Below are 21,120 nucleotides of genomic sequence, written 5' to 3' on the forward strand. Positions count from 1 at the left end.
AAAAACGGGCACGAACGGGTGCCCGAGCAAAGGAAGTTGTCGTAGGGTCGCCAGGGTCACCGTGCCGGTGGCAGGAGACAGGCCCGTGGGGGGCAACCACTCGGGCCGGTCGATCGTCACAACAGAGCGAGCGCAACAGAAGTACGCGTACGCAACAGAAGCGCGCGACAGACAGAGACGGGCGCTCGGGCGTCCACGGGAGGGGTTCACTCTATGGCGGCGCAATTCGGCAGGAGGCTGCGCAAGGGGGCGGCTACCACCGCCGTGGCCGCGGTCGCGGTCGCGGCCCTGTCCGCCTCCCAGGCTCCGGGCGTGAACGACCACGGCAGACAGACGGCCGCGGACGCCGCACCCTCACCCGACGCGAGTGCCTCCGACGGCAGCGCCACCGGCAACTCGCCGTACTACACGGACCTGCCGCCGCTCAACAGCCCGAGCCCGTCACCGAGCACCGGACCGGGCCCCACCCCCTCCGGCACGACCGAGGCGGGCATCCCCGCGACCGTCCTCGACGCCTACAAGAAGGCCGAGGCCGCGCTGCGCGACTCCAAGCCCGGCTGCAACCTGCCCTGGCAACTCCTCGCCGCCATCGGCCGGGTGGAGTCGGGCCAGGCCCGCGGCGGCCGTGTCACCGCCGACGGCACCACCGTCTCGCCGATCCTCGGACCGCAGCTCGACGGCAACGGCTTCGCCCTCATCAAGGACACCGACAACGGCGCGTACGACGGCAACAGCAGCTACGACCAGGCCGTCGGCCCCATGCAGTTCATCCCCTCCACCTGGGCGTGGGCGGGTCGCGACGGCAACGGCGACGGCAAGAAGGACCCCAACAACGTCTACGACGCCGCCCTCGCCGCAGGCCACTACCTGTGCCGCAACAACTGGGACCTGTCCGACCAGAACGACCTCGACCGCGCGATCCTCAGCTACAACAACTCGCGTGAGTACCTGAACCTGGTCATGCGGTGGCTGGAGTACTACCGCAAGGGCACGCACGAGGTCCCCGACGGCACCGGCACGCTGCCCGACAACCGCAGCGACGAGGCGGCCGGGGCGCGCCCCTCACCCTCCGCGCCGGGCACGCCGGGTACGGGTGGTTCGAAGCCCGAGCCCAGCCCCAGGCCCGACAAGCCCGGCAGGCCCGGGGGCGGCACGACGACCCCGAAGCCGCCCACCACACCGCCCGGATCCCCGAGCGCGCCGCCCTCCACGCCGCCCACGCCCACCGACACGGTGCACCACCTGGAGGACGCCGGGACCGCGAAGCTCACCGCGATGGCGGGCGACGCGTTCACCAAGCGGATCAGCACCCGCGCCGAGACGAAGGCCGGCAAGGCCGTCGCCAAGGTCAGGATCCGCTTCACGATCGTCGGCGACACGGACACCACGTTCACGAACGGCGAGAGCGTGGCCACGGTGTCCACCAACAGCTCCGGAGTGGCCGTCGCACCCGCACTGCAGGCGGGGGAGAAGACGGGTGACGTCACCGTCCGGGCCACCGTCGTGGGCCGCACGATCGCGGGCCTCGACTACACGGCCACCGTCACCGAGCGCGCGGCCGACACCCTCGCCCGCACCGGTGACGCCCCGCTGACCTGCACCCCGGGCGGCGAGTTCGCGAACCAGGTCGAGGTGAAGGCCACGTACAGGGGCGCCGTCGCGGACGGCGTCGCGGCCACCGCCACGCTGATCAAGTCGGCGGACGATCCGACCGCCAACGACAAGGGCCCCTACTTCAAGGACGCCGACGGCAAGCCCGTACGTGTCCTGACGGGCCTGAGGACGGACCCGAAGGGCCTGCTGAAGCTGCCGAAGCTCTACGCGGACGACACCACCGGCACGTTCCTGCTGCGCGTCAACACCGAGGGCGGGGCGACCCTCACCGTCGAACTGACCGTGGCGGCCGCCGGGACGTCGTCGCCGAGCCCTTCGGCCAGTCCGAGCGCGTAGCTCTCAAGCAGCACTCACGGCGCCCCTCTTCAAAGAGGGGCGCCGTTGGTGTCGGAGGAGCGTCGTTGTGTGTGCAACGTGTTCTCATCTCCGCCGCACGTTGCTACGGTGCCGAGAAACCTGACGGTGTATCAGTACAACCGTGGGGAGGCCCCGTATGCGCGCACTCGTCGCCGCCGCGACCGGTCTCGCCGTCGCGTTCGCCGTGGTCCTGACGCTGACCGCTCTCGGCTCCCCCTCGGGCGGGACGTCCCCGAAGCCGCTGCTGACGACGGTGCCCGCACACCCCTGACCGCCCGCCCGGGAGGGAGGCCGAGATGCGCCGCAAGGCCGGCCTGGTCCTGCTCGCCCTCGCCGTGTTCTTCGCGGCCCTGTCCCCGCTGCTGCGCTGGTACGCCTTCCCGCGCCTCGCCAAGGTCCCCGCGAACCATTACCAGGACATGGTCCTGGAGGCGGAGAACGCCACCCTCCTCGACTACGGCACGATGCGGGCCCGCACGGTCCCCAAGGTCACCATCGTGCAGACCCTCAAGGGCAACGTCGAGGCCTCCGAGCGGATCGAGGAGTCGGCGGGCCGTGACGTGGTCGTCTGGGACGGCCTGTCCTACGTCGTCGGCCCCGACGGCGAGATGGTGTCGAAGATCCCCGAGCGCTACATCTTCGACGCCCACACCCAGGAACCCGTCCACGCCACCGGCGAGACGGTCGACGGCGACCCGGTGCGCCGCGAGGGCATCGAGTTCAAATGGCCGTTCCTCACGGAGAAGCGGGACTACGAGTACTTCGACGCCCAGGCCCGCGTCACCGCCCCCATTCACTACGAGGGCACCCAGGACTTCCGCGGCCTTGAGGTCTACTACTTCGAGCAGACCATCCCCTGGACCAAGGTGCGGATCCCGAAGACGCTGCCCGTCGAGGGCCTCACCCCCGAGGCGGTCGCCGAGACCGGCACCACCCGCTGGTACACCACGGTCCGCAAGTTCTGGGTCGAACCCCTCACCGGCGCCCCGGTCTACGGCGAGGAAGTCCACAAGGAGGAACTGCGCGGCGGCGCCCTCCTCGGTGACCGCGACAAGGTGACCGCGTTCGCCGGGCACGTGAAGATGCGCGAGGACTACATCACGCACACGGTCGACCTGGTGAAGTCCCAGCGCCTGCTCATCCTGCTGCTGACGTCCTACCTGCCGTGGGGCTCCCTGACCCTCGGCGTCCTGCTGCTGGCCCTCGCGCTGTACCTGGAGGCCCGCAGCCGCCGCCCGTCCGGCCCGGCCCCCACGGAGGCCGCGGAACCGTCACCGGTCAGCGCCTGAGCCGGGCGGTCGGTCAGCGCCTCAGCCGGGCGCTGGTGTGCCGCGTGGGCTCCGCCTCGGCGGGGTCCTCGGGCCACGGATGCTTCGGATACCGCCCGCGCAGCTCCGCCCGCACCCCCTTGTAGCCGTCCCTCCAGAACGAGGCGAGGTCGGCGGTGACGGCGGCCGGACGCCCGGCCGGGGACAGCAGGTGCACGAGCAGCGGCACCCCCGCGACCCGCGGCGACTCCTGGAGCCCGAACATCTCCTGCAACTTCACCGCCAGCACGGGCTGCTCGGGACGGGAGTAGTCGATGCGGATCCTCGACCCGCTCGGCACGGTGATCCGCTCCGGGGCGAGCTCGTCGAGCCGTCCGGCCTCCCCGGAGGCCCAGGGCAGCAGCCGCGAAAGCGCCTCCCCGGCGTCGACCCGGGCCAGCTCGGACCGCCGCCGGGCCCGGCTCAGCTCCGGCTCCAGCCACTCCTCCACGCGCGCGTGCAGCGCGTCGTCGGAGACGTCGGGCCACGGTTCACCGAGGTGCAGCCGCAAAAACGCGAGCCGCTGCCGCAGGACAAAGGCATCCGGAGACCACCGCAGCACCCCGAACCCCTCCTGCCGCAGCCCCTCGAGCAGCGCATCGCGCACGAGCCCGGGAACGGCGTCCTTCAGCGGCCGCACCGCCAACTCCACGGCCCCCAGCCGCTCCACCCGCCGCGCCACGACGTCCCCGCCCTCCCAGCGCACCTCGTCCCGCTCGTCCAGCAACGCGCCGGCCGCGAGCCGGGCCGTCTCCTCGTCGACGACGGCCCCGAGCTGCACGCGCGCGTGCCCCTTGCCGACGGGCCGGTCGGCCATGGCGACGGCGATCCAGGGGGAACCACGCAACGTGCTCCCGTCTCGGGCCTCGGCACGGGTTCCGGACGCCATGAGGTACGACCCACCGTCGACCTTGGCGACACGCTCGGGAAAGGCGAGCGCGGCGACGAGCCCGACCTGGTGTTCCTCCGAGGAGTGCGCCCACGCGTCGACCGGTGCCTCTGGATGCGGGATACCGGTGGGTGGGTGGGAAACGCCTGAAACGACGGCCCGCAGCCGCCGGAACTCGCTCCGCCACCGCGAGGCATAGGCGTCACCCCCACGCCGAGCACGACGCAGAGCACCCGCCAGATCATCCCCGTACTCTCGCGGAGCCTCCTCACTGAGCAACGCGATGACCTCAGCGGCCCTCTCCGCCCCGACCAAGCCGGACCCGTCCAGCAACGCCCGCCCCAACCGAGGATGCAACCCCAGCCGAGCCAGCGCGGCGCCCCGCTCCGTGGCCCGCCCGACGGGGTCGACGGCCCCCACCGCCGCCAGGACGTCCCGCGCCGCCGCCATCGCCCCACCCGGCGGCGGATCCAGCAACGCCAGCCCGGACGCGTCCGGATCCCCCCAGCACGCCACCTGGAGCGCGAACGCCGTCAGGTCGGCCACCTTGATCTCCGGCGACGGGAAACGCGGCAGACGCGCGTCCTCGGCCTCCGCCCAGCACCGGTACACGGCCCCCGGCGCCTCACGCCCGGCCCGCCCCGCCCGCTGCCGCCCGGCCGCCTGTGACGCCCGTACCGTCGTCAGCGCGCTCAGCCCGCGCGCGTGGTCGACGCGAGGCTCCCGCGCCAGCCCGGAGTCGACGACCACGCGCACCCCGGGAACGGTCAGCGACGACTCCGCCACCGACGTGGCCAGCACCACCCGGCGCCGCTCCCCGCCGGCCAGCACGGCGTCCTGGACGTCCGCGGGCGCCCGCCCGTGGACCTGGAGCACCTCGACGTCCCCGAGCTGCCCGAGCTGCCCGGCGACCCGGGCGATCTCGCCCACGCCCGGCAGGAAACACAGCACGTCCCCGTCCCGCTCGGCCAGCGCCCGCCGCACCACCGACGCCACGTGCGTCAGCAGAGCCGGATCCACACGCATCCCGTGCGGCGGCCGTACGGGCCGCGCCGGCGGCGCCCACACGACCTCCACCGGATACGCCGTCCCCCGGGCCTCGACCACCGGAGCGCCGCCCAGCAACTCGGCCCACCCCTGCGCGTCGGTCGTCGCCGAGGCGGCCACCAGCCGCAGTTCCGGACGGAGCGTCTGCCGTACGTCCCACAGGAACGCCGCCGCCGTGTCCGCGTCCAGATGCCGCTCGTGGCACTCGTCGAGCACCACCACGTCGGCACCGGCCAGCTCCTGGTCCCGCTGCAACCGCTGCACCAGCACACCGGTCGTGACGACCTCCACGCGCGTGTGCCGCCCGACGACGCGTTCCCCGCGCACGGTGTACCCGACGCTGTCGCCCACCTTCTCGCCGAGCAGCCACGCCATCCGCCGCGCCGCCGCCCGTGCCGCGATCCGCCGCGGCTCGGCGACGATCACCCGCCGCCGGGGCCCCTCACCGAGCAGCCCCGCAAGAGCCAGCGGCACCAGGGTCGTCTTCCCGGTGCCGGGCGGCGCCACCAGCACGGCGGTGCCGTGCCCCTCCAGGGCGTCGTCCAGGGCGGGCAGGGCACCGCGTACGGGCAGGGCGTCCAGTGCGTCGTAACGGATCACGCACTCAGTCTCGTACGCACACGAAGATCGCCGTCCCCGGGATCAGGTTCCCGCGCAGCGGCGACCAGCCGCCCCACTCGGAGGTGTTCCAGGCCGGCCACTCCGGCTCCACGAGGTCCACCAGCCGGAAGCCCGAGGCCACCACGTCCCGGACGCGGTCGCCGAGCGTGCGGTGGTGCTCGACGTAGACCGCGCGGCCCTCCTCGTCCTGCTCGACGTAGGGCGTGCGGTCGAAGTACGAACCCGACACCGACAGCCCCTCCGGTCCCGGCTCGTCCGGGAAGGCCCAGCGGATCGGGTGCGTCACCGAGAAGACCAGACGGCCCCCGGGCCGCAGCACCCGGTGCACCTCCCGCAGTACCAGGCGCGGATCGGCGACGAAGGGCAGCGCCCCGTACGCCGAGCAGGCCAGGTCGAACGAGCCGTCCGCGAAGGGCAGCGCCCCGGCGTCGGCGCACACCAGGGGGAAGGGGCCGCCGATGCGCAGCGCGTGCTGCAACTGCCGGTGCGAGATGTCCAGGGCCACCGGGCGGGCTCCCTGGCCGGCCAGCCAGCGCGAGCACTGTGCCGCGCCCGCGCCGATCTCCAGGACGTCCCTGCCCTTCAGCTCTTCCGGCGGGCCGAGCAGCTCGGCCTCCACCTCGTCCAGACCCTCGGGGCCCCACACGAAGCGGTCGTCGCCGAGGAAGGTGCCGTGCTCGGTCTGGTACTCGTCCGCGTTGCGGTCCCACCAGCCACGGTTGGCGCGGGAGCTCTCCGTGACCCCCGCGGTACGCCGGGTGGCCTCGGGTTCGGACGCTTCGGGCTCTTGGATGATCGGCTCCCTCGTCGTACTCTTCCGTCCAGCCGGTCCCGGAGGGGTCACGAAAGGGGCGTCGCACGCCCCGCGTGGCCTCGGACGACACGACTTGTGCCGGGTATGCGGTGTTGCGCCCCGGGTGGGCGGCTTCGCGCATTGACCCTGCCCGGCTGCCCCCGTATGCTACAAGTTGCGCTGCGGGCCTGCGCACCTCAGACGTAGCAGGCTGCGCTCGCATCTGTATGTATGTCCCCTCGGTTGTCGAGGCGCCACCGATCTTGTGTGGCGCTTCCTTGGCTGTCCGGCTTCTGCAGAGCGAAACGGGCTCCCGGCGTAGCAGTACCTACGACTTCAATGTCCGTACCGGAGCCCTTTCCCACATGACGAGCAGCACCGAGACCACCGCCACCACCCCGCAGGTAGCGGTCAACGACATCGGTAACGAGGAAGCCTTCCTCGCCGCGATCGACGAGACGATCAAGTACTTCAACGACGGCGACATCGTCGACGGCGTCATCGTGAAGGTCGACCGGGACGAGGTCCTGCTCGACATCGGTTACAAGACCGAAGGCGTGATCCCGAGCCGCGAGCTCTCGATCAAGCACGACGTCGACCCCAACGAGGTCGTCGCCGTCGGTGACGAGATCGAGGCCCTTGTTCTCCAGAAGGAGGACAAGGAAGGCCGCCTGATCCTCTCGAAGAAGCGCGCCCAGTACGAGCGTGCCTGGGGCACCATCGAGAAGATCAAGGAAGAGGACGGGATCGTCACCGGTACCGTCATCGAGGTCGTCAAGGGTGGTCTCATCCTCGACATCGGCCTCCGTGGCTTCCTCCCGGCCTCCCTGGTCGAGATGCGCCGCGTCCGCGACCTTCAGCCCTACGTGGGCAAGGAGCTCGAGGCCAAGATCATCGAGCTGGACAAGAACCGCAACAACGTGGTCCTGTCCCGCCGTGCCTGGCTGGAGCAGACCCAGTCCGAGGTCCGCCAGACGTTCCTCACGACCCTCCAGAAGGGTCAGGTCCGTTCCGGTGTCGTCTCCTCGATCGTCAACTTCGGTGCCTTCGTGGACCTGGGTGGCGTCGACGGCCTGGTCCACGTCTCCGAGCTGTCCTGGAAGCACATCGACCACCCGTCCGAGGTTGTCGAGGTCGGCCAGGAAGTCACCGTCGAGGTCCTCGACGTGGACATGGACCGCGAGCGCGTCTCCCTGTCGCTGAAGGCGACCCAGGAAGACCCGTGGCAGCAGTTCGCCCGCACCCACCAGATCGGCCAGGTCGTGCCCGGCAAGGTCACGAAGCTGGTTCCGTTCGGTGCGTTCGTCCGCGTGGACGAGGGCATCGAGGGTCTGGTCCACATCTCCGAGCTGGCCGAGCGCCACGTGGAGATCCCGGAGCAGGTCGTCCAGGTCAACGACGAGATCTTCGTCAAGGTCATCGACATCGACCTCGAGCGCCGTCGCATCAGCCTCTCGCTGAAGCAGGCCAACGAGTCCTTCGGTGCCGACCCGTCCGCGGTCGAGTTCGACCCGACCCTGTACGGCATGGCCGCGTCCTACGACGACCAGGGCAACTACATCTACCCCGAGGGCTTCGACCCCGAGACCAACGACTGGCTCGAGGGCTACGAGAAGCAGCGCGAGGAGTGGGAGCGCCAGTACGCCGAGGCGCAGCAGCGCTTCGAGCAGCACCAGGCGCAGGTCATCAAGTCGCGCGAGGCGGACGCCCAGGCGGCTGCCGAGGGTGGCGAGGCCGCCGCTCCGGCCGCGTCCGGCGGTGGCGGTTCGTACTCCTCCGAGGGCCCGGACAACTCCGGCGCGCTGGCCTCGGACGAGGCGCTGGCCGCGCTTCGCGAGAAGCTGGCCGGTGGGCAGAGCTGACGCTCGCTGAGCAGTAGCTGTTCCTGACCGAGGGCCCGCACCTTTCCAGGTGCGGGCCCTCGGCGTGCGCCGGCTCGGTTCTCGGCTGCCGGCCGGTGGGGGCTTGTCGCGCCGTTCCCCGCGCCCCTCAAGAAGGGCGTCGCCCCGGCCGGCAAGATCGAAATTCCCCTCCTCCGGGAATGCCCGTGCCCGCAACGGCGTTGTGGCGTATGAACACGAGGAGGAGCGGTCACTGTGCTTGATCCGCAGGGCTTGTACGCATGGGAGCCGAAGGGGCTGGCCGTCGTCGACATGGCGCTGGCCCAGGAGTCGGCCGGTCTTGTCATGCTCTACCACTTCGACGGATACATCGACGCGGGCGAGACCGGCGACCAGATCGTCGACCGGGTGCTCGACTCGCTGCCCCACCAGGTCGTCGCCCGCTTCGACCACGACCGGCTCGTGGACTACCGCGCCCGCCGCCCGCTGCTGACGTTCAAGCGCGACCGCTGGAGCGACTACGAGGACCCCGCCATCGAGGTGCGGCTGGTCCAGGACGCCACCGGAGCGCCGTTCCTGCTGCTGTCCGGCCCCGAGCCGGACGTGGAGTGGGAACGCTTCGCCGCGGCCGTCAAGCAGATCGTGGAGCGGCTCGGCGTCCGTCTGTCGGTGAACTTCCACGGCATCCCGATGGGCGTCCCGCACACCCGGCCCGTCGGCCTCACTCCGCACGGCAACCGCACCGACCTCGTCCCGGGCCACCGCAGCCCGTTCGAGGAGGCGCAGGTGCCCGGCAGCGCCGAGTCCCTCGTCGAGTACCGCCTGCTCCAGGCCGGGCACGACGTCCTCGGCGTGGCCGCCCACGTCCCGCACTACATCGCCCGCTCCCCGTACCCGGACGCGGCCCTGACGGTCCTGGAGGCCATCACGGCGGCGACCGGACTGGTGCTCCCGGGCATCGCCCACGCCCTGCGCTCGGACGCCCACCGCACGCAGACGGAGATCGACCGGCAGATCCGCGAGGGCGACGAGGACCTCACCGCGCTCGTCGAGGGCCTGGAGCACCAGTACGACGCGGTCGCGGGCGCCGAGACCCGGGGCAACATGCTCGCCGAGCCGGTGGACATCCCCTCGGCGGACGAGATCGGCCGCGAGTTCGAAAAGTTCCTGGCAGAAAGAGAAGGCGACAGCTGAGGCCGGGGAGACCTCGACTGGGGGAGACCTGGACAGGGGGAGACCTGGACAGGGCCCTGTCTCTGGCAGGGCCTAAGCTCGGCTCATGCTGAAGGTGGGCCTGACCGGCGGTATCGGCGCCGGCAAGAGTGAGGTGTCACGGCTGCTCGTCGAGTGCGGTGCCGTGCTGATCGACGCGGACCGCATCGCGCGGGAGGTCGTCGCACCAGGAACCCCGGGGCTCGCCGCGGTCGTGGACGCCTTCGGCGAGGAGGTGCTCGCGGCCGACGGCAGCCTGGACCGGCCCGGGCTCGGCTCCATCGTCTTCGCCGACGCGTCGAAGCTCGCCACGCTCAACTCGATCGTGCACCCCCTCGTGGGCGCCCGCTCGCGCGAACTCGAAGAGGCCGCCGCCGAGGACGCGGTCGTCGTGCACGACGTCCCGCTCCTCACGGAGAACGGCCTGGCGCCCCTCTACGACGTCGTGATCGTCGTCGACGCGAGCCCCGAAACCCAGCTCGACCGGCTCGTCCGGCTGCGCGGCATGACCGAGGAGGACGCCCGCGCGCGGATGGCCGCGCAGGCGACACGCGAGCAGCGCCGGGAGATCGCGGACATCGTCATCGACAACGACGTCCCGCTGGTGGACCTGGAGCGCCGCGTGAAGGACGTGTGGGCCGAGCTGACACGCAGGTCGCAGGCGTCCCGGCCGTCCGCACAGGAATAGCGGCATCTCACGGGGGCGTTGAACCCTGGCAGTGAGGGAAGGAATCTGCCGTGCCCGAGACCAGCGGTTCGACCGGCCGTACCCCGGAGACGCACGTCATCGACTTCCGTGCCGCCGAGCAACTGCTCGCGGCGCGGGACCCGCGGGGCGCGGTGAAGCTGCTCGACGGAGTCATCGCCGCGCACCCGGAGAACACCGCCGCGCGGCTGCTGCGCGCGCGTGCCTTCTTCGCGGCGGCGCAGCTGCGGCCGGCGGAGCTGGAGTTCTCGATCGTTCTGGAGCGCGAGCCGGACAACGCGTTCGCGCACTTCGCGCTCGCCCGCACCTATGAGCGGCAGAACCGCCCCGACCAGGCCAAGCGCCACTTCCGCCTGGCCGCCGCGCTGGATCCGAACCCGCGGTTCCTGAAGGCGGCGCGCTTCGACGCGTGAGCGGCCGGCCTTGTCCGGCTCAGGGGTGATCTGTCAGCCCCAGGGGTGATGCTCCAGGAGTGATGCCTCAGGGATGATCTTCCGGTGGGCAGTAGGGCGGGATGTCGGGGCCCGGCTGGTAGTGCGGGCCCTGGCGGATGTGCCTGAGGACGATGACGAGGTCGATCGTGACGACCAGCAGCAGCGCGCCGCAGGCGATGGCCCAGCCGGTCCGCCCGGCGAGCGTGAACGCGACCGTCCCGAAGAGCGCCCAGACCAGCCCCCACAGGCTCAGCCAGAAGCGCGCCCGCAGAGCACTGCGCGCGGTCGTCGGTTCACTGCCTGTACGCATCACGATCTCCGCTCCTGTCTGCAACGTACTCCTCGCCGCGGAGGCCGACCAACAGGGGAGGCCGGGGCCGGCGCGGGACGTCGTTCACTCGGGCGGGTGAACGCGGGCGGGGACGGGAACGGGTGTGCGGGTGCGGTCCGTTGGGCGGGCATGGAGCTGAGAATGCGTGAGGGGTACGAGGGGACGGGACCCGGGGCCATCACCCCGGACGGCTGCGCGGTGGAGCTCTACTCGCGGCTGCCCGTCGGGGACGAACCGGAGGTCATCCAAGCGGCGGTGCCGGCGGGCGCGCGCATCCTGGAGCTGGGCAGCGGCGTCGGGCGGATGACCCATGCGCTGCTGGAGCACGGGTTCACGGTCACGGCGGTGGACGAGTCCGCCGAGATGCTGGAGCGGGTACGCGGGGCTCGGACGATATGCAGCCCGATCGAGGACCTGGATCTGGGCGAGACGTTCGACGTGGTGCTGCTCGCGTCGTTCCTCGTGCACGCCGGGGACGCCGAGGTGCGGCGGAGCCTGCTGCGCACGTGTGTGCGGCATGTCGCGAAGGGCGGCTCCGTGCTGATCCAGCGGGAGGGCGAGGACTACCACGCGAACGTCCCGCGCGAGCGGGTCGACCCCAGCGGCTTCACCGTGCGGATCGTGTCGTCGGAGCCGGTCGGCGACGGGGTCAACTCGGTGCGCGCGGAGTACGAGTTCCCGGACGCGTTCTGGACCCAGACGTTCCGGGCGCGACCGCTGACCAGGGAGCAGTTCGAGGAGGCGCTGAAGGAGACGGGCCTGAGGGTGGACCGGTACCTGACGGAGGATCGGGTCTGGGTGCGGGCGGTGCCCGACGGTCCAAGCGGCCGGAGTGCATGAGGGGTCGGACAGGGCTGGAGCGAGCCGGGGTGAAAGTCCGCGGGGCGGCGATGAGTTCGAGGGCGAGTAGCGGTCTACCTCTGCGACATCATCACGGACCGCTTCCCCCAGGAGACCTCCATGCCCGAGATCGACTCTCCCGCCACCGCCGCCCCCTCGGCCCCGGCCGGTGTCGTCGTCGCCGAGTCCGCGACCGCCCGCGGGCGGCGTGCCCGGATCGCCTTGCGCGGTCTCCAGGTGCTGCTCGCCCTCATCTACGGGATCGCGAGCGCCCTGCCCAAGCTGATCGCGCACCCGTCGGCTGCCGAGTTGTTCGACAAGCTCGGCTGGGGCAGTGCGGGGATGTACACCATCGGGGCGCTCGAACTGGCCGGTGCGATCGCCCTGTTGATCCCGGTGCTCCAGTCGGTGGCGGCGATGGCGCTGGGCGCGCTGATGGTGGGCGCGTTCGTCGCCCGGATCACCGTCTTCGACGGGCAGTACGCGGCGACGCCGATCATCCTGCTCGTGCCGCTCGCCCTCATCGCCTGGGCGCGGCGGAAGCACAACGCGGATCTGCTGCGCCTGCTGCGGCTCCGGGCGTGAACGTGCCAAGTGCGCTGCTCACGGCCTCGGTTTGCCCGACCCGCCGCCGGGATCGGGGCCGAAGCCGCCGCCGGGGGCCGGGCCGGGGACGGGGCCTGGGCCGGTCAGGCCGCGCAGGCGCTCCAATTCGCGGCGGTCCCGCTTCGTCGGGCGGCCCGCGCCTCGGTCGCGGATGCCGGCCGGGGCGACGGCCTCGCGCGGCGGGGGCGGCGGGGAGTTGTCGATGTAGCACTGGGCGGCCACGGGGGCGCCGACCCGCTTGCGGATCAGCCGTGTGACGACGACGACCCGCTCCCGGCCCTCGTGCCGCAGGCGCACCTCGTCGCCGACGCGTACCGCGTGGGCGGGCTTCACGCGCTCGCCGTTGACGCGGACGTGCCCGCCCCGGCAGGCGGTGGCGCCCAGGGAACGGGTCTTGACGAGGCGCACGGCCCAGATCCAGCTGTCGACGCGGACGGTCTGGCCGCTCTGTGCTCCGGCGGCCTCGGCAGCTGCGATGGCCGCCGCGACCTTCGGGTCCACGGCCTTCGTGTCGCCCGCCCCGTCGTACTCCGCGCCTTCAGAAGCCATGTCCCCGACCTTAGTCCTTCGAGTGATCTGTTTCCGGGTCGTCCGGGCAGGAACCGCCCTCCATCCGACTCTACAAAACAACTTTTGCAAAAACTCTTTTGGTAAACGCCCGCCTCGGCCTACCCTCCCGGCATGGACAGCGATGAGCAACGGCGCGTACTCGACCCCGAGCACGACACGGACGCCCTGAAGGCCCTCACCCACCCCCTGCGCATCCGGCTGCTCGGGCTGCTGCGGCAGGACGGGCCCGCCACGGCCAGTGAGCTCGCCGCGCGGACGGGGGAGTCGTCGGCGTCGACCAGTTACCACCTGCGGGTGCTGGCGAAGTACGCGTTCATCGCCGAGGCCGAGCATCGTGACGGGCGGGAGCGGCGCTGGCGGGCCCGGCACACCGTGACGTCCTGGAGCAACGAGGCGATGGAGTCCTCCGAGGCGGGCCGCGCCTTCGTCAGCCTGTCGCGGCGGCGACAATTGGAGCACCTGGAGACGTCCCTCGCCCGGCACGAGGCGGACATGGCCGCCGGACGGTTCGGCCAGGAGTGGGTGGAGCCGTCCGGGATCAGCGACCTCATGCCCCGGCTGACGGCCGGGTCGCTCACCGAGCTCTGGGACACCATCGCCCGGAAGCTGGAGGAACTGACCGCCCGGGACGCGCAGGACCCGCGTGCCGAACACGTCATGCTCCTCACCGCCGGCCTTCCGCTCGCCCCGCACGACCGTGAGGACGCGGATCGCGAGAACGCCTCATGACCGAGCTGCCGGAGCTGCCGGAGCTGCCAGAGCTGCGAGAGCAGCCGGAGCCGCCCGGGGTACGGACCGCTCGCCGCCGGTACGTCACCGTCTGCGCGCTCTTATGGCTGCCGCCGGGCCTCGCTATGGCCTCGATGGTCCTCCTGTTCAGCGAGCGCGGCATGTCCCTCGCCGCGGTGGCGGGGCTCTTCGCCGCTCACTCGCTGACCGTGGCCGCACTGGAGCTGCCCACGGGCGGGCTCTCCGACGTGCTCGGGCGCCGGCCCGTCCTCGCCATGGCCGGCGCGCTCAACGTCGTCGCCTTCGCCCTGGTCGGCCTCGGCACCACCGCCTGGGTCCTCACCGCCGGCATGGTGCTCATGAGCGCGGCCCGGGCCCTGGCCAGCGGTACCGCCGAGGCCTGGTACGTCGACACCGTCCAGGCGCATTCCGGACCCGACGCCGAGCTGCGGACGGGCCTGGCCCGAGGCGGCTCCGCGACCTCCGCCGCCCTCGCGGCCGGCCTGCTGCTCGGCGGTGCCCTGCCCTGGCTGCTCGGCGCGGGGCCCGGTCTCGGAGCCAGGCTGAGCGAGGCGACGTCCGGGGCCGTGCTGCCCTTGTCCGTCCCCGTGCTGCTGGGAGCCGCGCTCAGGGTCGTCTTCGTCTGCTACGTGCTGACCGTCCTGCGGGAGCCGCCGCGACCTCCGGCCACCCTGCGTTCCGTGCTGCGCGGCGTCCCGGTGACCGTCCTGGGCGGACTGCGGCTGGGCGGCCGTGACGCGCTGGTCCGGCGGGTCCTGCTCACCGCCGCGGCCGTCGGCAGTGCCCTGGCCGCCATCGAACTGCTCATGCCGGGGCGTACGGTGGCGCTGACCGGCGCGACCGGCTCCGGCGCGCTGGCCTATGCCGCGCTCTCCTGCGCGGGCTTCCTCTGCGGCGGTGTCGGCAGTCACCTCGCGCCGCTCGCCGCCCGGGTCGCGGGCAGCGGTGAACGGGCCGTGCTCGTCTGTCTCGGGGCCTGCGCGGGCGGCGTGCTGCTGCTCGGCGCCACCGCCTCCACCACGCACCTGCTCGCCACGGCCCTCGCGGTCGTCGGATTCTGCCTGTTCCACCTCGGCATCGGTGCGGCTTCCCCGAACGAGAACGACCTGCTCCACCGCCGCGTCCCGAGCGCGCAACGCGCCACCGCCCTGTCCGTCCAGTCCCTCGCCCTGCAACTGGTCGGCGCGCTCACCGGCCTGGTCCTCGGGACACTGCGGCCGGGCCCGCTGCCCTGGCTGCTGACCGGTGCCGTGCTGCTGTCCGGAGCCCTGCTCTGGCTCCGGCGCGCCGACGTCCGGTCCACGCCGGTCACCACCGCCACCTGAGCCGGCACACCGGGGCACCCCACGCACCGGCGCTCCGGACCGACCCGAGGAACCCGACTCCCCCCGACGCCCACGACCCCACCTGCGCCTACCGTGGAGTGATGGACGCCAGCGGTCTCCCCCTCCTCGACCGGCGCATTTCGGACTGCCGGGCCTGCCCGCGGCTGGTCTCCTGGCGCGAGGAGGTGGCCCGGACCAAGCGAGCCGCCTATGCGGACTGGACGTACTGGGGGCGGCCGGTGCCCGGGTTCGGGCCGGCGGACGCCCGGCTGCTCATCCTCGGACTCGCCCCCGCCGCGCACGGCGGCAACCGCACCGGCCGGATGTTCACCGGCGATCGCTCGGGGGACGTCCTGTACGAGGCGCTGTACGACATCGGCCTCGCCTCCCAGCCCACCGCCGAGCACGCCCACGACGGACTGGAGCTGTACGGCGTGCGTGTCACCTCGCCCGTGCACTGCGCCCCGCCCGCGAACAAGCCGACCCCTGAGGAACGGGACACCTGCCGCCCCTGGCTCGTGCAGGAACTGCGGCTGCTGCGTCCGACACTGCGGGCCGTGGTCGTGCTCGGTGCCTTCGGCTGGCAGGCCGCGCTGCCCGCGTTCGCCGAGGCGGGCTGGCCCGTGCCCCGGCCCCGGCCCGCCTTCGGTCACGGCGCCCGGGTCCACCTGGACGGCCTGGAGCTCTTCGGCTGCTTCCACGTCAGCCAGCGCAACACCTTCACCGGCCGGCTCACCCCCGTGATGCTGCGTGACGTGCTGCGAACAGCCGCACGGGCGGCGGGACTCGGCCCTGCCGAAGCCTAGGGAGCCTCTTCCCCGAACAGATGCCGCACCGTGGAGCGGTAGTTGGTCCGTACGTGCGTGAGCGCGTGCGCGCGAGCCCGGCCCGGGTCGCCCGAGGCGATCGCCTCGTACAGCTCACGGTGCTCCACGAGCAGCTGCGGCCACTCCTCGTTGCGCCGGGTCATCCAGCGCAGCCGGCCGGCGACCGGTTCCAGGGCCTCGGTCAGCAGGCTGTTGCCGGCCATCGCCACGATCCGGTCGTGCAGGCGGCTGTTGAGGTCCGTGATCAGCTCGGCGTCCCCGGCCTCGGTCGCGGCGGCCGCGCGGTCGAGGAGTTCCTGGACCTCGGCCAGGTCCTGCGGTGTCGCGCGGGACGCGGCGAGTCCGGCGGCGTAGACCTCCAGGGCCTCGCGCAGTTCGAACAGTTCCTTGACGTCGTTGGGGGTGAGACGGCGTACGACCGTGCGGCGGGGCGTCTCGAAGTGGACGAAGCCCTCGGCGACGAGCGCCCGGATCGCCTCCCGGACCGGAACGCGCGAGACGCCGAAGCGCTCCGCCAGCTCGCGTTCGACCAGGCGGTCGCCGGGACGGAGGCTGCCCGCGATGATCTCCTGCCGCAGTTCGGCCGTCACGCGTTCGCGCACCGCTCCCAGAGGTTCGATCTTCGTCATGGACCCCATCTTCGCCGAGGCGAGGTGTCTTTTACGCAGCGTTAACAAGAGCGACATCGGTCAGAACTGTTGACGGCGAGACCATGACCGCAGTTTGGTATACCAAAGCCCCCCGCAGAGTGGACCCCGCACAGCAGTCCCTCACCGAGCAGTCCTCCGTCGTCCCCTTGCTCATGGAGGCCCCCGTGTCCCTCGCCGACCGTGCCGCAACCACCGGAAGCCCAGCGTTCGTCCCCGATCCCCGGCTCACCAACGAAGACCTCGCGCCCGCCAAGAAGCGCAACTGGAAGGTTTTCGACCTCTTCGCCATGTGGATGTCCGACGTCCACAACCTCGGCAACTACACCTTCGCCGCCGGGCTGCTCTTCCTCGGCATGAACGTCTGGCAGATCTTCACGTCGCTGCTCGTCGGCTTCGTGATCATCTACATCGGCATGAACTGGATGGGGAAGATCGGGCAGCGCCACGGCGTCCCCTTCCCGGTCGTCAGCCGGATCGCCTTCGGCGTCTGGGGCGCCAACATCCCGGCGCTGATCAGGGCCGTGATCGCCATCATGTGGTACGGCATCCAGACCTACCTGGCCTCCGTCGCCGTCAACGTGATGCTGCTCGCGGCCTGGCCCGGCCTGGAGTCGTGGACGCACAACTCGTTCCTCGGGCTGGACGCGCTCGGCTGGGTCTCCTTCATCGCGCTGTGGCTGGTCCAGGCGGCGATCATCAGCCGGGGCATGGAGTCGGTCCGCAAGTTCCAGGACTTCTGCGGTCCGGCGATCTGGCTCGTGATGATCGCGCTGGCCGTGTGGATCCTCGCCAAGGCCGGCTGGACGATCTCGCTCACCTCCACCCCGCACCCGGTGTCCGTCGGCGAGCAGTGGCGCCAGTGGTTCGGCGCGATCGGCCTGGTCCTCGCCACGTACGGCACCCTGATGCTCAACTTCTGCGACTTCTCCCGCTTCGCGCCCGACTACAAGTCCGTCAAGCGCGGCAACTTCTGGGGCCTGCCCATCAACTCCACGGCCTTCGTGATCGTGTCGGTCATCGTCACCGCGGGCGCCTTCGAGGTCTTCGGCAAGGAGATCACCGACCCGGCCTACCTCGTCGCCGAGATCGGCAACACCTGGGTGCTCGTGCTGGGCGCGCTGACCTTCGCCATCGCCACCATGGGCGTCAACATCGTCGCCAACTTCGTCTCGCCGGCGTACGACCTCGCCAACGTCTGGCCGCAGAAGATCACCTTCAAGATCGGCGGCATGATCAGCACGGTCGCGGCCCTGCTCGTCACGCCCTGGAACCTCTTCTCCAACCCGACCGTCGTGAACTACTTCCTCGGTGGCCTCGGCGCCTTCCTCGGCCCGCTGTTCGGCGTGATCATGGTCGACTACTACTGGGTCAAGCGCGGCCGGGTGAACGTGGACGAACTGTTCGACGCCACGCCCGGCTCCCGCTACCACTACCGCAAGGGCTTCAACCCCAAGGCACTGTGGGCGTTCCTGCCGGCGGCCGGTGTGGCGGCGGTCCTCGCGCTGGTGAAGACCTTCAGCGACGTGGCGCCGTACTCCTGGTTCATCGGCACGGCGATCGCCGCCGGGCTCTACGCGGTGCTGTGCCGCCCCGAGCGTGCCACGGCCGCCCAGCCGGCGGAGGTTCGATAGACGTGCGGATCGTCGTCACCAACTGCAACACCACGCAGGAGATGACCGAGGAGATCGTACGAGGTGCCCGGGCCGCCGCAGGCCCGGGCACCACCGTGACCGGACTGACCCCCGCCTGGGGGCCGGAGTCCGCGGAGGGCTGGCTCGACAGCTACCTGTCCGCCGCGGCCGTCCTGGACACGCTGCGCACGTACGACGGACCGCCGTACGACGCCGTCGTCATGGCCGGCTTCGGGGAGCACGGCCGGGAGGGCGTCCGGGAACTGGTGGACGCACCGGTCGTCGACATCACCGAGGCGGCAGCGCACCTGGCCTGTCTGCTGGGTCGCCGCTACGGCGTCGTCACCACGCTGGAGAGGTCCGTCGGCCAGATCGAGGACAGCCTGGAGACGGCTGGCGTGGCCCGCAACTGCGCCGCGATCGTCGGCACGGGCCTGAACGTGCTCGACCTCGGCGACGACGAGCGCACCGAGACGGCGTTCCTGGCCGCCGCCGAGCGGGCGTGCGCGGCCGGGGCCGAGGTACTGGTGCTGGGCTGCGCCGGCATGACGGGGTTGCAGCGGCTGGTCGGGGAGAAGCTGGGCCTGCCGGTCGTCGACGGGGTCGCCGCCGCGGTCAAACTGGCGGAATCGCTGGTGGCGCTGGGGCTGACGACGAGCCGGGCGGGGAGCTACGCCGAGCCGCTGGCGAAACGGAGGGTGTGGGGGCGGCCCGGACGGCACTAGGTCATGCCGGGCCGTCGAGTGTGACGTCGTCGCGATGAGCCCCGTAGAACGCCGCCTGACGGGCCATGACCTCCCGCATCGAGGTGCCGCGCGGGATGCCGTACACCGTGCCGGGGAAGTCCAGCGCCTCCTGCACCTGCCACAGCTCGTCGTGCTCGCCGGGGGCGAAGAGCCGGGCCCGGGGCGCTCCCGCCGCGATCCAGCCGATGGGCAGGACGGTGCCGGGCGGCAGCACGGAGTTGACGTGCAGCACGCTGTGGATCCGCAGTTCGGATCCGGCGCTCGCGACGGCGCCCGGGAAGACGCAGGCGCCGGTGGCCACGAAGACCTCGTCCTCCAGGGTCGCCCCGTTGACATGGGCGTGCGGGCCGACGAGCACGGCGTCACCGATCACCGTGGGGTGCCCGGCCCGCCCCCGCACCAGCGCGTTCTCCATGACGACGACGTCCGATCCGACCCGCACCTCCCCGTCCTCGGCGGTGAGCACGGCCCCGTGCAGCACCCGGCTGCGCTCACCGAGGACGACGGCCCCGCACAGGACGGCCGTCGGGGCGACGTACGCGGACCCGGGGACGACGGGGCGCCGCCCGCGGTGCTCGATCAACATGGCGTTCCTCCTGGCTCGACGGGCTGCCGGCCGCCGGCTGCCGACTACCCGGGAACGACGGCTGTCGCCGTAATCTCCACCAGCTGTCCCGTGTACCCGAGGCACGCCACGCCGATCAGCGTCGACGAGTGCGGCCCGGCACTGAGCCCGGACGCCTCGACGACCTCCCAGACGGCCGACAGCACGGCCGGCTCACTGCCCACGACGTACACGTCGGTCGACACGACGTGCGCCAGGTCGCTGCCCACCGCGGTCAGTTGCTCCCGCAGGTTGCTGATCACCTGCTCGGCCTGCCGCACGGGGTCCCCGGGGCCGACCAGCTCGCCGCCGGCATCCAGTGGCACCGACCCGGCGAGGAACGCCAGCCGCGTGCCGGCCTCGACGACGGACGCGTGGGAGTAGGTGGGCGGCGGAAACAGGCTCGGGACAGTGACTCGCTGGATCACGGGGGTCTCCGATCTACGGGCGGGAGCCGAGGGCAACCCGCCGATCATGCGAGGTTCCGGCACACGGGCGCACCCGTTTTTCGGTTCACCCTCGTCCGAGCGTTCCCCTACGCTTCCCGAGCAGTACCCGCCGGCCCAGGAGCGACGCCCGTGCCCACCCTCCCGGACGAGACCTTCCTCGGCACCACCGCCGACCGCCTCGCCGCCCTCCCCACCGTCGAGGCCGTCACCCTCGGCGGCTCCCGCGCCCAGGGCACCGAACGCCCCGACAGCGACTGGGACCTGGCGATCTACTACCGGGGCGCCTTCGACCCGGAGGACCTCCGTGCGGTCGGCTGGGAGGGTGAGGTCTGCGAGGTCGGCGCGTGGGGCGGCGGCGTCTTCAACGGCGGTGCTTGGCTGACCGTCGACGGAAGGCGCGTGGACGTGCACTACCGCGATCTCGACGTCGTCGAACACGAGGTGGCGGAGGCGGAGCGGGGCCGCTTCCGGGTCGAGCCGCTGATGTTCCACCTGGCGGGCATCCCGACGTACCTGCTCGCCGCCGAACTCGCGATCAACAAGGTGCTGCGGGGCGAACTGCCGCGCCCCGCGGCCTACCCGCCGGCACTGCGCGAGACCGCCCCGGCCCACTGGCACGGCACGGCCACGGCCACCCTCGCGTACGCGAAGGCGGGTCACGCGCCCAAGGGTGCGGTCACCCAGGTCGCGGGCGCGATCGCCCTCGCCGCGACGCAGACGGCGCACGCGGTGCTGGCGGCGCGGGGGGAGTGGGTCACGAACGAGAAGGACCTCGTCGCGCGGGCCGGTCTGCGGGAAGTGGACGCGGTTCTGGGCACCCTCACCGGCGCTCCGGACGAGCTCGCGAAGAGCATCACCGACGTGGAGACGCTCCTGCACCGGGCCGTGGCGGCAGCGCGGAGCTGACCTGGCACGGCCGTCGGTGATTGCGTTCATAAAGAACCCGGCTTTCCCGTACTCCGTCACGTTC

Annotated in this window: 22 protein-coding genes; 15 read left to right on the forward strand and 7 right to left on the reverse strand. The window is 71.8% G+C overall.

The features are described 5' to 3' along the window. Positions 1-213: 213 nt before the first annotated feature. The 3 genes from SCNRRL3882_RS30605 (at position 214) to SCNRRL3882_RS30610 (ending at position 3,260) form a co-directional block, all read left to right on the forward strand. Complete coding sequence (locus SCNRRL3882_RS30605) at positions 214-1,950, forward strand: lytic transglycosylase domain-containing protein (protein WP_010039539.1); 1,737 nt, start codon at positions 214-216, stop codon at positions 1,948-1,950. A 157-nt stretch (positions 1,951-2,107) separates the two neighbouring features. Beyond that, complete coding sequence (locus SCNRRL3882_RS40575) at positions 2,108-2,242, forward strand: SPW_0924 family protein (protein ID WP_010039541.1); 135 nt, start codon at positions 2,108-2,110, stop codon at positions 2,240-2,242. Between the two features lie 25 nt (positions 2,243-2,267). Next, positions 2,268-3,260 carry a DUF3068 domain-containing protein gene (locus SCNRRL3882_RS30610; protein ID WP_010039543.1) on the forward strand — a complete coding sequence of 331 codons (993 nt, stop codon included), beginning with the start codon at positions 2,268-2,270 and terminating at the stop codon, positions 3,258-3,260. 13 nt (positions 3,261-3,273) lie between these two features. Here the strand turns inward: SCNRRL3882_RS30610 and hrpB are convergent, their stop codons facing one another. Continuing rightward, positions 3,274-5,814 (reverse strand): ATP-dependent helicase HrpB, encoded by a 2,541-nt coding sequence (gene hrpB / locus SCNRRL3882_RS30615; protein WP_010039545.1) that lies wholly within the window; start codon positions 5,812-5,814, stop codon positions 3,274-3,276. Between the two features lie 4 nt (positions 5,815-5,818). Next, positions 5,819-6,679, reverse strand: coding sequence for a class I SAM-dependent methyltransferase (locus SCNRRL3882_RS30620; protein ID WP_173937308.1), 861 nt, complete (start codon positions 6,677-6,679; stop codon positions 5,819-5,821). Positions 6,680-6,993: 314 nt separating this feature from the next. Here SCNRRL3882_RS30620 and rpsA point away from each other — a divergent pair, with 314 nt between their 5' ends. From rpsA to SCNRRL3882_RS30640, 4 genes are all read left to right on the forward strand, one after another. Next, positions 6,994-8,490 (forward strand): 30S ribosomal protein S1, encoded by a 1,497-nt coding sequence (gene rpsA / locus SCNRRL3882_RS30625; protein ID WP_010039549.1) that lies wholly within the window; start codon positions 6,994-6,996, stop codon positions 8,488-8,490. 234 nt (positions 8,491-8,724) lie between these two features. Continuing rightward, complete coding sequence (locus SCNRRL3882_RS30630; RefSeq protein ID WP_010039551.1) at positions 8,725-9,663, forward strand: PAC2 family protein; 939 nt, start codon at positions 8,725-8,727, stop codon at positions 9,661-9,663. Positions 9,664-9,748: 85 nt separating this feature from the next. Next, positions 9,749-10,369, forward strand: a complete 621-nt coding sequence (gene coaE, locus SCNRRL3882_RS30635; protein ID WP_010039552.1) for a dephospho-CoA kinase — start codon at positions 9,749-9,751, stop codon at positions 10,367-10,369. Between the two features lie 50 nt (positions 10,370-10,419). Continuing rightward, positions 10,420-10,800, forward strand: coding sequence for a tetratricopeptide repeat protein (locus SCNRRL3882_RS30640; RefSeq protein ID WP_010039553.1), 381 nt, complete (start codon positions 10,420-10,422; stop codon positions 10,798-10,800). Positions 10,801-10,867: 67 nt separating this feature from the next. On the opposite strand, the gene SCNRRL3882_RS30645 is transcribed toward SCNRRL3882_RS30640, so the two are convergent. Further along, positions 10,868-11,131, reverse strand: coding sequence for a DUF6343 family protein (locus SCNRRL3882_RS30645; protein WP_010039554.1), 264 nt, complete (start codon positions 11,129-11,131; stop codon positions 10,868-10,870). A gap of 150 nt (positions 11,132-11,281) precedes the next feature. On the opposite strand from SCNRRL3882_RS30645, the gene SCNRRL3882_RS30650 reads away from it, so the two are divergent. Next, entirely contained in the window at positions 11,282-11,992 is a 711-nt protein-coding gene (locus tag SCNRRL3882_RS30650; RefSeq protein WP_029181142.1) for a class I SAM-dependent methyltransferase, read from the forward strand. Positions 11,993-12,112: 120 nt separating this feature from the next. After that, positions 12,113-12,577, forward strand: a complete 465-nt coding sequence (locus SCNRRL3882_RS30655; RefSeq protein WP_010039556.1) for a DoxX family protein — start codon at positions 12,113-12,115, stop codon at positions 12,575-12,577. An 18-nt stretch (positions 12,578-12,595) separates the two neighbouring features. Here SCNRRL3882_RS30655 and SCNRRL3882_RS30660 read toward each other — a convergent pair whose 3' ends face one another. Next, positions 12,596-13,147, reverse strand: a complete 552-nt coding sequence (locus SCNRRL3882_RS30660; protein WP_010039557.1) for an RNA-binding S4 domain-containing protein — start codon at positions 13,145-13,147, stop codon at positions 12,596-12,598. Positions 13,148-13,279: 132 nt separating this feature from the next. On the opposite strand from SCNRRL3882_RS30660, the gene SCNRRL3882_RS30665 reads away from it, so the two are divergent. The 3 genes from SCNRRL3882_RS30665 to SCNRRL3882_RS30675 all read left to right on the forward strand — a co-directional run bounded on the left by SCNRRL3882_RS30665 (position 13,280) and on the right by SCNRRL3882_RS30675 (position 16,049). Further along, positions 13,280-13,897, forward strand: a complete 618-nt coding sequence (locus SCNRRL3882_RS30665; protein ID WP_010039558.1) for an ArsR/SmtB family transcription factor — start codon at positions 13,280-13,282, stop codon at positions 13,895-13,897. Further along, positions 13,894-15,243, forward strand: coding sequence for an MFS transporter (locus tag SCNRRL3882_RS30670; protein WP_010039560.1), 1,350 nt, complete (start codon positions 13,894-13,896; stop codon positions 15,241-15,243). The genes SCNRRL3882_RS30665 and SCNRRL3882_RS30670 overlap by 4 nt, the downstream gene beginning before the upstream one ends. Positions 15,244-15,344: 101 nt before the next feature. Further along, positions 15,345-16,049 carry a uracil-DNA glycosylase gene (locus tag SCNRRL3882_RS30675; protein WP_010039563.1) on the forward strand — a complete coding sequence of 235 codons (705 nt, stop codon included), beginning with the start codon at positions 15,345-15,347 and terminating at the stop codon, positions 16,047-16,049. On the opposite strand, the gene SCNRRL3882_RS30680 is transcribed toward SCNRRL3882_RS30675, so the two are convergent. Then, entirely contained in the window at positions 16,046-16,708 is a 663-nt protein-coding gene (locus tag SCNRRL3882_RS30680) for a GntR family transcriptional regulator (RefSeq protein ID WP_029181144.1), read from the reverse strand. The two genes, SCNRRL3882_RS30675 and SCNRRL3882_RS30680, sit on opposite strands and share 4 nt — an antisense overlap. Positions 16,709-16,884: 176 nt before the next feature. Between SCNRRL3882_RS30680 and SCNRRL3882_RS30685 the strand changes: the two genes are divergently transcribed. Together SCNRRL3882_RS30685 and SCNRRL3882_RS30690 are read left to right on the forward strand one after the other, a co-directional pair. After that, positions 16,885-18,351: an NCS1 family nucleobase:cation symporter-1 gene (locus SCNRRL3882_RS30685; RefSeq protein ID WP_029181145.1), complete on the forward strand. Its 1,467-nt coding sequence runs from the start codon at positions 16,885-16,887 to the stop codon at positions 18,349-18,351. A 2-nt stretch (positions 18,352-18,353) separates the two neighbouring features. After that, positions 18,354-19,076, forward strand: a complete 723-nt coding sequence (locus SCNRRL3882_RS30690) for an aspartate/glutamate racemase family protein (RefSeq protein ID WP_010039569.1) — start codon at positions 18,354-18,356, stop codon at positions 19,074-19,076. Position 19,077: 1 nt separating this feature from the next. Here the strand turns inward: SCNRRL3882_RS30690 and SCNRRL3882_RS30695 are convergent, their stop codons facing one another. Together SCNRRL3882_RS30695 and SCNRRL3882_RS30700 are read right to left on the reverse strand one after the other, a co-directional pair. Then, on the reverse strand, positions 19,078-19,683 hold the full coding sequence (locus tag SCNRRL3882_RS30695; RefSeq protein WP_010039571.1) for a gamma carbonic anhydrase family protein: 606 nt from the start codon (positions 19,681-19,683) through the stop codon (positions 19,078-19,080). A gap of 44 nt (positions 19,684-19,727) precedes the next feature. Continuing rightward, on the reverse strand, positions 19,728-20,129 hold the full coding sequence (locus tag SCNRRL3882_RS30700; RefSeq protein ID WP_010039573.1) for a RidA family protein: 402 nt from the start codon (positions 20,127-20,129) through the stop codon (positions 19,728-19,730). Positions 20,130-20,279: 150 nt separating this feature from the next. Between SCNRRL3882_RS30700 and SCNRRL3882_RS30705 the strand changes: the two genes are divergently transcribed. Next, complete coding sequence (locus SCNRRL3882_RS30705; protein WP_010039575.1) at positions 20,280-21,056, forward strand: nucleotidyltransferase domain-containing protein; 777 nt, start codon at positions 20,280-20,282, stop codon at positions 21,054-21,056. The last annotated feature ends 64 nt before the right edge of the window (positions 21,057-21,120 follow it).

It is taken from the genome of Streptomyces chartreusis NRRL 3882, from assembly GCF_900236475.1.
GTDB lineage: Bacteria > Actinomycetota > Actinomycetes > Streptomycetales > Streptomycetaceae > Streptomyces > Streptomyces chartreusis_D.